At 45.1% G+C, this 9,522-nt stretch carries 9 protein-coding genes; 7 read left to right on the top strand and 2 right to left on the bottom strand.

Annotated elements, in window-relative coordinates; all coding sequences use genetic code 11:
- The coding region (locus tag QSJ47_RS07945) for an alginate lyase family protein (RefSeq protein ID WP_285602995.1) at positions 1-456 on the bottom strand (456 nt) is incomplete at its 3' end.
- A gap of 1,144 nt (positions 457-1,600) precedes the next feature.
- Between QSJ47_RS07945 and QSJ47_RS07940 the strand changes: the two genes are divergently transcribed.
- The 7 genes from QSJ47_RS07940 (at position 1,601) to QSJ47_RS07910 (ending at position 8,769) form a co-directional block, all read left to right on the top strand.
- Complete coding sequence (locus QSJ47_RS07940; protein WP_221272700.1) at positions 1,601-2,884, top strand: AAA family ATPase; 1,284 nt, start codon at positions 1,601-1,603, stop codon at positions 2,882-2,884.
- 49 nt (positions 2,885-2,933) lie between these two features.
- Complete coding sequence (locus QSJ47_RS07935; RefSeq protein WP_285602994.1) at positions 2,934-3,821, top strand: hypothetical protein; 888 nt, start codon at positions 2,934-2,936, stop codon at positions 3,819-3,821.
- Positions 3,818-5,002, top strand: coding sequence for a hypothetical protein (locus QSJ47_RS07930; RefSeq protein WP_285602993.1), 1,185 nt, complete (start codon positions 3,818-3,820; stop codon positions 5,000-5,002). Before QSJ47_RS07935 ends, QSJ47_RS07930 begins: the two co-directional genes overlap by 4 nt.
- 513 nt (positions 5,003-5,515) lie before the next feature.
- Positions 5,516-7,459 (top strand): coiled-coil domain-containing protein, encoded by a 1,944-nt coding sequence (locus tag QSJ47_RS07925; protein WP_285602992.1) that lies wholly within the window; start codon positions 5,516-5,518, stop codon positions 7,457-7,459.
- 38 nt (positions 7,460-7,497) lie between these two features.
- On the top strand, positions 7,498-7,650 hold the full coding sequence (locus QSJ47_RS07920) for a hypothetical protein (protein ID WP_221272698.1): 153 nt from the start codon (positions 7,498-7,500) through the stop codon (positions 7,648-7,650).
- 113 nt (positions 7,651-7,763) lie between these two features.
- Entirely contained in the window at positions 7,764-8,033 is a 270-nt protein-coding gene (locus tag QSJ47_RS07915; protein WP_221272699.1) for a hypothetical protein, read from the top strand.
- Positions 8,034-8,127: 94 nt separating this feature from the next.
- Entirely contained in the window at positions 8,128-8,769 is a 642-nt protein-coding gene (locus QSJ47_RS07910; protein ID WP_082344379.1) for a recombinase family protein, read from the top strand.
- Positions 8,770-8,883: 114 nt separating this feature from the next.
- On the opposite strand, the gene QSJ47_RS07905 is transcribed toward QSJ47_RS07910, so the two are convergent.
- Positions 8,884-9,522, bottom strand: a 639-nt coding sequence (locus QSJ47_RS07905) for an alginate lyase family protein (RefSeq protein WP_285602991.1), incomplete at its 5' end; no start/stop codon positions are given.

Genomic DNA, 9,522 nt, shown 5'->3' with positions numbered 1-9,522 from the left:
CAACATTGCTTTGACAAACTTCTCATACTCCAGAATGGGGAAATCTTTTTTGATAAATACATATGCCATGTTCATGTAAGGCAAGTAGAAATTCACATTGTCTTGGCTTTGGTGTGTGTCTGCACTTTGCAGTGTTTTAGCCCAGGCATTCAAGATATATCTAGCTCTCAAGCCATATTGTTGATTCTTGCTAACATGAAAACCCAGGGCAAAATCATAGGCCATGGTGGCAGATTTTTTAAAACTCTTAGTGCATTGATCTGGTTGGCGCACCCCTGTGGGCGTGTAGTGGCGCTGGGCATTAAGGTGCGCACAGGGTCGGATTTCTTTGGTGAGCCTTGTAGCAAGATGGAGTTTCTCTGGCAAGTTTATCGCTTTAAAATCCTTAAAAAAGTAGTCTTGCTGGGCATGGGCTTGGGCACAAACAAACAATAAGGGCAAAACAAATCTCTTCATGTACCATCTCCACTTGGTGTATCACACCCATGTCTTAGAAACAAACCGGATCTTAACCGGTTTTATAGTATGTTTTATAATATAATTCTAACATGGAATGTGTGAATTTAAATAGCGACTTAAGAGCAAAGGCTAATAGCTAGGGTTGCACTCACGGGATTTAGCCCCCTAACCTTAAGAAAAAGCTTAAACAGATAAACCCGCAAAAAAAATAGGAAATTGCCAAACCTTAAGCTTAAAAGTGCCGTTTTTAAACCGCACCCCACGAAACCCCACGATAAGGGCATTTCTAGGCATTTTCTCCCCCGTCTCTAACCCTTGCCAACCGCCTAAAATAGGGCACATATCGCTTAAACCCCTCTAAAATGCCCTACAATCGCTTTGACCCACAAAAGAATACCAACATAGCACCCCCCCCTCATCTTTTCGTTTAACGAGGCTTCTACGAGGCTAAAAACGCCATTGTTTCTTTCAAGTCACGATTGACATGCCAAAGTCTAATTTTGAGAACACAGAACAAGGGCTAAAAGCTCTAGCGTCTTTTGGCAAAAAAACGCTGGTTGGTTGAGAATCCATGTGCCTTACAAGATTCGAGAGTCTTTGGGTGTTGCAAAATCTCTGTGTGGCTTTTAGCCTTGTTATCTTGTAAAAAAATCCTCCATTCCACTTAGTTTCACTTAGCCTAGGTGTATCTATGTGGAGTGGAGGTTTTTTTTTTTTTGTTTGAGGTTTGGGGGTTTAGGGGGTATTTTCTCTTTTATCTCGCGCGCGTAGCACTGAGCGTGTGCTAGCACTTAGACTCGCCTAGCGTCAGCGATTAGGCGATAGCACTAAAAGTGCGTGTAGCTACACGCCGCCAGTGTAGCACGCAGTGCTAAGTGTAATTACGCGCGCGCGTTCCTATAATGCGATTTTGAAAATTCACGGAGTGCCCTATTTATGGGACATACTTTTACGCGTGTGTGTCATACTTTTAAAAGCTACTACCAAACTTTTACGCCATTAAAAATACAAATTCCCACTATTTGGGGGTTTATTTTAACAAACTTTTATACAGATTTAGCTAATAAGTTTGTTGATTTTTTAGTAAAAGTATGGTATGCTTTTGGGCACAATAGGAATATAAAACGAAAGGAGTTTTGAGATGGCGAGTTCAAGAAAAAAAGACTGGAGAGATGAAGTAAAACGCGTTTCCTTGAGTGAGGAGGATTTAAAGGAATGGCATTGCCTGAAACACCTTAATCGTATTGTGCCCATCGCGCCCAAAGAGGACGAGGCTAGGTTTGACGGCAAAACATGGGAGGAAGTTAAAGAGATAGTTTCCAACACGCCTATTGGCACACCGGTAGGTCAGTTTGAGGAGGAAGTTTCGTTTAGTGCGTGGGAAAATGCGTTTAGGGTGCGTGGCATGCTGGCTTCTAAGCTTTGTGCAATGGATGAGCTCCCTGATCCTGAGTTCTTGCTACAAGGTTTCAAAAGAGGCACTTGTGGGTTACTCAGCTCAAGCGGGGGGGGTGGTAAAAGCTTTTTGGCTCTAACAATAGCGATGAGTATGGCAGACACCACACACACGCTCCCTAGTCTCAATGGTTTGGTGCAATCACGCGGGGGGGTGCTCTACTTGAGTAACGAGGACGATAAAGATGTGATTGATTATCGGGTGTGGCGCATTTTACAGCATAGGATAGATCAGGGCTTCATCACCAACCCCAACCCTGTGGCAAAGAGTCTAGATCATAACTTTATTCCCATTGATGTTGTGGCGGGGTTTAGGAGAGAGGCAAAGTTTCTCATCGCAGAGGGCAACCGCGTTAAGAACACGGGACTAGCACGCGCCCTAGAAATATTGATTAAGGAGAAACGCCATAAATATGACTTAGACATCAAGCTTGTCATCTTAGACACCCTTAGTCGCTTCCACGCCCTTGATGAAAACTCCAACAAAGAGATGACGCTTTTAGTAGGTCTTTTGGGAGATTTAGCGCGCTCGGCTAATGTCGGCATTTTGATGATCCACCACTCTAGCAAAATAGGCGCGATGAACTACAAGAATGAGAGTGCCAGCGCAAGAGGTGCGAGTGCTCTAGTAGATAATGTCCGCTACCACTTGACGATGAGCTCTGTAACACTCCAAAAGAAAAGCAGTCTCTCTAAGGATAAAGCGGAAGTGGCGACTTTTGAGGAGGAGGACAGAGAGAATTTAGAAGCCATTTTTGAGAATGAGGAAAACAAGGATGAGAAGATAGAGGGGCTACAAGCACTCGCACAAAACAAAAATTTAGTGCGTTTGAACTTCAGCAAACAGAACTTAGGGAAAAGCACCACGCCCTTGTATTTTACCCGTTTGGGATATGGAGTTTTAGATGTCGTTAAGGAGTTAGATGTCGTTAAGGAGGAAGCCACCCCCGAAGATGGCTTTCCTTTTTAAAACCAAAAGCACGAGATTATAGCACAGGAATGTTGAGGAGTGTGTGAAAATGGCAACAGATAGGGTGATGGATAACATAACCAGAGCATTGGAAGCATCGCAAGGGCGACGAACGCAAAAGAGTGTCAAGTTTAAACCCCCCAAAGAGTTTTTTACCACCAGCGTGGCGGAGTGTGCTACTTCCCTATTCGCGCCCATTAGTGAGCAAAAAAGAGGCAAACAAAGCGATTTAGATCACAAGTTGCCAAGAACAATTCAATGGAGAAAACGCAACTATAAGCTCACACAAACGCTTTTGAGGATGTCCCACAAGACAATCTTAGAATGCCTATTAGCCTTGGGCTGTGAGGAGAAATTCAAGGGCTTTGAGCCAAAGAGCGGGCAACTCAAAATCACCACAACGCGGTATGTCTTGACGCGATTAATCTTTGGGGGTTGTGCGCCTAACCACTACAAGTTCCTAGAACGGGGGCTAGAAGACTTACAGCACGCGCGGATTGATGGTTGGGCGATTGTGAGCGATGTCATCAGCAAAGACACACAGCTAGAAGTTTGGTTATCTAAGGAGTATTTGGACTTCGTGCAAAAGGGCACTCCCATTGACAGGCGACACTATCACAATGGCTTTGCCACTCTCAAACAAGTTAAACTAAAACACCGCGCGGCTGTGGTTGCGATTTTGCAATCTGTGCTCAAAGATAAGCCACGATATGGGAAATACGGCTGGTTTGGACGGAGTTTAGAGGGGGTGATGCAAGAGCTCGACATCCCTGAGTTTTACACCCCTAGACAAGCCGTTGAGATCAAAAGCAACTTCAAAAACCAGCTTTTCCTAGATGTGTTGATGGAGCACTTGCGTATTGAGGTTGTGCCTACCACAGATAGACGGGATTGGGTGATAAGACCGCACAAGATGAAAGTCAAGGAGCACACATGAGTAAATTCGCTATTAGTCTATCAAACCCGAGCAACTACCATGCGTTGGATCATTGGCAAGTCATAGAGCTTGAGAAGTGGCAAGATGTGTTGTTGCATGCAATCAGCTACGATGTTTCTGTGGCACACTTTAGCCTAGACTACTCTACTAAGCACCAGCGCAGTGGCGAGAATGTGTTAGCCTTGCACCCGTTTCTCTTTTACGATGTAGATAACGACAAGGATAGCAAGAAGCAACCACTAAGTATCAAGGGCGCGCGTGATCTGTTGAAGCATTATGGCATTGCCTTTGGTATTGTGCCCTCACGCAATTACAAGAAACTCAAAGAGAATGATTCACGCCCTGATGTAGAACGCTTTAGGATTATCATCCCTCTTGAGAGCCCACCACCCATTGAGCTTATTAAGGACAAAGAGTTGTTTCGCAAATTCCAAGAGATATTTGCACAGAAGCTAGGGCTAATTGCCTATGTGGATGACGCACCTTTGAGAGATATGGCACGCTACTACGCTAGACACACAACACCACCACTAATAGACTCTATTGTCGTGCAAGGGCGTTTAACACGCGTGGATAAGATTTTTCAAATGGCAACACAAGAGCTCATCCAAGAACGCCAAGAGCAAGAGGCACGCAGAGCAGAACACAAACCCTTTATACTGCCTAAATCATCGCAAACTACATCTAGTAGCCACGGACACATCGTTATCGCCGATAAGGACAGAATTAACGCTATCCACATCGCTGATCTCATCAACACGCTAGAGGGAGTAGTGCGAGAATACAAGGAGGGGACTTATCGCATGATTAAAACCGCTACGGCTAAGTATTCTATCACAGATGATAACATCGCTTACGACTTTAAGAGCGGTAAGAAGTATGGCGTGTATGCCTATCTTGCAGAGAAATTTGACACACCCGTATGGAACAACATTGCCCGCAAATTAGGAAAGCTAATGGGCTGTGAGTTTCTTGTGCCTGATCCAGCCTTTTGTGTCGTGCTTAGAAACGCGATGGCTAGAGCGCATAGCCGACAAGAAGTAGAACGCACGCTCAAAGCGCATTATGGAGTGGGGTTTGTTAGGTTTGAATACAACTACATCAGGGTAGCAGATCAGTGCTTAGACTATCCAAGTGCGGAAGACAGAAAACACTATTTAGCATTGCCACCTATCACTTAGAAGCCCCGCAGGGCAAACTAGCCAAACGAGCTTGCGAAGTGTTTGCGTAGTAATGGTTAGTTTATAAACTAACCAATCCTAAAGGGTATCAGTCGCAAGCTCCTTTGGTTAGTTTGCTACTCAAACGCCGTAGGGGCTTAAAGACTTGGTATAATAAGCAAACTAACCAATCCTAGATGTTACCACAGAACAACCCACAAACGGACAGCGAAACACAAGCCACTAGCACACAATCTTTAGTGCCCGCTAAAGTTTCTACAGGCAAGAAAGACAAGAAGCCTAAGAAGCCTTTAACTGAATTGACAGAGCGGGAGTTACAGCGAAAACTCAACATTGTGTGGGAACAAAAGCGAAAGTAGAAGCCGAGAAAATAAATTTAGAAAAACAACTGGCTAAGATTGATAAGCAACTTGAGTTGTTAAAGGTGCAGGAGGATGAGTTAGACAACGCGCGTCATAAGGTAGCACAAAAGAAAGCACCAAAGAAATAGTCTTTTAAAAGGAGGGCGGGGTAATGGGTAACACATCCTCAATCCACTTCATTAAAACTGAAAACGAAATCCAAACATATCATAATGACCGCTCACAAAAGTCTAGTAACTTACTACCGCAAGAAGATGTTGAAAAAGTGGGCGGTGGTGTAGAAGTTAATAGGAGCGCAGATCAAGCAGAGGCTTTAAAGAATGCTATTGTCAAAAAAGCCATACTAGATTACAAAGAGCATGTAGGGCAGAAGTTTAGAGCTACAAGCTATCTTTGGAGTGCCGTTGTCAATATTAAGCCCGACACCACTATGCAGGACTTAGAAAGGCTAGCCGACCACTTTAAAACCAAATACGGGTTTCAATGCTACCAAATCGCTATCCACAGAGATGAGGGACATAAAGATGAGGAGGGCAACATCCGCCTTAACCAACACGCACACTTAGAGTTTGTTACGCTAGATGAGAATACGGGCAAGAGCCTTTTTAGAAAGCAATACATCACTAACCAAACCTTACGAAACATTCAAACCGAGACCGCCGACATCTTAGGCATGCAAAGGGGTGAGGCTGTGAAAAAGAGTGGCAGAAAACGCATTGAGCCTAGAGCTTACGCCCAGTTGATGAATGAGACAAGGCAGAAACACAATGCAGTTGTTGAGAAGTTAAACCGAGACCACTCTAAAGAACTTGGGGATTATAACGCGCAGAAGAAAGAGGAATTAGGCAGACTTATTGAAACGCTTGACATCTTTTATGATCTGTCCGGCTTAATCACAGAACAAGACCGCGCTGGCATTCACATAACTTGGGATAACATAGTAAGCGAGACAGAGGTGCTGACTAAGAGGGCTGTAAGGCGTTATGCAGATCGAGAGGCTACCCTAACCCAAGAGAAGCAAGAGCTTGAAACTTCTAATACCGAGCTCAACAAGGAAAACAACAAGCTGGCACGCATTAACACAATCGTAGGCAGACAACGCGATAACTTCGAGCAACAGAAACAAGAGCTAGAAGCCAACAACGAGGAGCTATTAGCCACACTCACAACCACGCTCACAGACCTAACGGGTTTTGTAGTGCCACACAACAAGAAGCTCACCATTGAGGAGATTAAGCCCTTACTTGAGAATGTAAGACTGCAATGGAAAGACATTAATCAACGCTTAGGTGAATACAAAATCTTTACACAAGGAGATTATAAGGCGTTGCGGACATTAAAAGATGAGGGCTTAAACATTGATGATCTAAAGAAGCGCATTGTCGCCCTAGAGCAAGAGGCTAAAGAGCACAAGGAAGCTTATAAAGCCCTGCAAGAGCAATACAAAGACTATCTAAGCCCCGAAGCCGCCCAAGAGCTCACAGACGCTAAGACAAAAGCAGAGACCGCCCTAGCAGACTTACAAACAACACACAAGGCGTTAGAGACCAAACACAGCGCGCTAGAGACCAGCCAAACAAGCAACACCCCAGAGCTTGAGGACTTGAGGCAGAAACACACCAAAGAGCTTGAGAAATTAAACACCGCCCACACCAAAGCAGTTGAGGATTTGAATGCCGCTAGCGCGCTGAAAGATAAGCAGATCGTAGAGCTTACAGCCCAAAAGCAAGAGGCAGAGCAAAAGGCTAGCAGTTTAGAGAAAGAGAATGAGGCACTGAGAAAAAGCCAGTATGTCGTAAATGTCTATGCAAACAGCCGTCTTAGAAACAGCCTTAACCATGAGCGCTTTTTTGCAGTGGCTAGACATCAGGGATACCCCGTTGTGGGCTTTTTAGTGGGGAAACGCATTTGCTATTTTGCCTTGAAAGAGCCCGAATGGGAAGATTTGAAGGGGCGTGGGTTATTTTTTGGTAGAGCTGAAAAACCCGACTATGAAGCTTTGCTACTAGAAACCATCAAACGCTACTACGCCAAATTGCTGGACTGGGTAGGGGGAAACAATGTGTTAGAAGGAGTGGACTGGAAAGACGGCTAGAGATTGTAGAAAGGGACGATGACAAGGGGGTAGAGGGCTTGAGCGTTGGGGGCGATGTGGATTTAGCGACCGCTATAGAGAAGTGCTATGACTACGACAGACTCGCCCATTGGCAAGAGAAAGAAGGGGAGGGTATCCTAGAAAATGTGAGAACCCCCCCGCCCGCTTTTAAACTTTTGAAACAAGGATAGCCCCCGTATGGTTTAAACCACGCCTTGAGGGACTGAATATCCGCCTTTACGACTTCTTAGGCAAAGATTTACCGCAGATTGATGTTGTGGCTTTTAAAGACGACTGGGGGCTTATGCGTGAGACCATGGATTACATCGCTAGCCTAAACAGACAAAAGCTTAGGGACACGCACAAAGAGAAAAGACAACAACACGCAAAAGGCTGGTATGCAAGGAGCAAAGTAGAAAAGCGGGCGAAACAAAGAGCACAAGAGCAAGCCAAACAGACCAAAGATGACACCCCCACACCCAGCAAAAGCAAGCCCACGCCTAAACCCACAGAGCCACTCAAAAGCCCACAGCCCACGCAGAGCACGACACCTAAGAAGCCTTTGGGGATGTAACCTTTAACGCCCGTTTTATGTTTCTTATAAATCATACTTAAGGGGTTGCCTAAGTATAATTATTGAAATATCTTAAAACAAGGGTTAAAGTGCAATGCGTAGAAAAGTAGAAAAGACAGCTAGTCGGGTGTTTGCCTACATCCGTGTATCCACAGAAAAGCAAGACATGCATAGCCAAGACCACGCCATAGAGTGTTACGCCCAACAACACAGACTTAGCATAGATGAGAAAATCGCCATTGAGATCAGCGCGACCAAGACACAGGCTAAAAGACGCATTGAGGAACTGAAAGCCAAGCTCCAAAAGGGGGATTTACTCATTGCCACTGAGATCAGCCGATTAGGGCGCACCATGCACGAGATCATCAACTTGTTGCTAGAGCTGGATAAGCGGGGCATTAAGTTTGTATTCATACGCCAACCCGAACTCTCAAATTGCAACAACGCCACTTCTAAACTCTTGCTAGCCATTTACGCCTATCTAGCAGAAGCAGAAAGAGAGCTCATCAGCGAACGCACTAAGGCAGGACTACAAGCACTCAAAGCTAAGGGCAAAAAGCTAGGCTGGCAAAAAGGACGGCTACGCAAACACCCCCAATACGACCCACACCTAGACTACATCCGCGTGTTGCGCGCTAAAGGATTAGGCTACATGGCTATCTACAAGATGTTGGATGTGCCTACCAAAGGCGTGTATGGCGGTTTTCTCAAGTGGTGCAAACGGCGAGGAGTTTGATCTCACACACGCGCAAATATAGATGACAATGCTGGTAAAAAAGGAATTTTAAAGCGATCCTAGAGCGCGCCAGATGCCAACCTAACTGGCGATCCATGCTGTTTGGTGGGATATCTATGGTGATCTAAGCTTGAGTCTAAAGCCATCTTCGTGCAAATCACCCTGGGCGATTAACCGGTCTGCACCCGGATTGGTATAGTGCTTAGCTAGGATAATAAAATAAGCATTGTTGTGCACACCGATGAGATTGGGCTGAAAATAGGGGAATGTTTGGGGGTTTAGAATCCATGCTGTCACTTTGTTGTATGCCATGGCAAGCCTCTCTCCAGCTTTGCTATGCCATAAATCATAGCCATTCTCAAAAAGCAACTCCCCCGAGATCGTGAGCGCAAGAAGGGCAAAATTTGTGTAGGCTATGCCCTTGATACCCTTTGTGGGACCGCCATGGTAATTGCTCGTGTTGCTCCTAGTGATCGCATTGCCTATGACCCCATCGCTATCTATGGCTACAAATATCCACTCTTGCCATCTCTTGGCACTTTTTTGCAAGAGCGCGTTGTCACCTAGTACGAGCGCAGAAGTAATATCAAAGAGTATACCCCACGCCCCATGATTGGTATTAAGATGAGATTGCGAATAGCCCAACATTGCTTTGACAAACTTCTCATACTCCAGAATGGGGAAATCTTTTTTGATAAATACATATGCCATGTTCATGTAAGGCAAGTAGAAATTCACATTGTCTTGGCTTTG

This window comes from Helicobacter sp. NHP22-001 (genome assembly GCF_030270165.1).
Taxonomy (GTDB): Bacteria; Campylobacterota; Campylobacteria; order Campylobacterales; family Helicobacteraceae; genus Helicobacter; species Helicobacter gastrofelis.
Note: the sequence above shows the minus strand (reverse complement) of the source record. Positions and strands in the feature narration are given on the sequence as shown.